Below are 592 nucleotides of genomic sequence, written 5' to 3'. Positions count from 1 at the left end.
CGCGCACTGCCTGCACTGGTCGCACTGGCGGCGACGCCACCAAGCCCGCGCCCGCACCTGCCACTACCAGCGACAATCCACCCGGAAACGATAAAGATCACCTTCTACGGCTGGAGTACTAGGCGGCAGGTCAGGACCTCTTGACGCCGTCAAGCGGTCCCGAGTGGCTCCCCAATTGGCTCCCGAATACGGTTCGGGAGCGAAAAAGGCCTCGGAATCAAGCTCTGAAGCCCTTCTGGCCTGTGAAAAGGCTGGTTGGGACGGCGGGATTTGACCCCGCGCGCCCTTGACTCGCCGACCTGGACGCGATCACCGATCCCTCCGCATCATCGTCATCCGGGGTCCGATGGGCTAAATAACGAGGCTATTTTCAACGTGATGCGGTCTCGCGGAGGTGAAGGTGTGGACTGCCTTGGCGATGCGGCCGGTGCGGAGGGGGCAGCACCGGAGTTTGCGCAGGATCCTCCAGGCTTTGAGCTGGGCGTTTGCTCGCTCTCCCGGTCCGCGGAGTCGTGCGTGGGCGCGGTTGGCCTCCTTCTGGGACTCTGGCTTGCCGCGCCCTTTGTAGGGCGTCAGGACGTGTTCACCGGCT

1 protein-coding gene is annotated in these 592 nt (G+C 64.0%); it reads right to left on the bottom strand.

The features are described from left to right. Window positions 1-351: 351 nt before the first annotated feature. Window positions 352-592 (bottom strand): transposase family protein (locus ACFPZN_RS56520; protein WP_378293747.1); only part of this gene is annotated, 241 nt, incomplete at its 5' end.

This window comes from Actinomadura rugatobispora (assembly GCF_042656285.1).
Classification (GTDB): domain Bacteria; phylum Actinomycetota; class Actinomycetes; order Streptosporangiales; family Streptosporangiaceae; genus Spirillospora; species Spirillospora rugatobispora.
The sequence above is the reverse complement of the archived record's forward strand: the minus strand, read 5'-3'. Positions and strand labels throughout refer to the sequence as shown.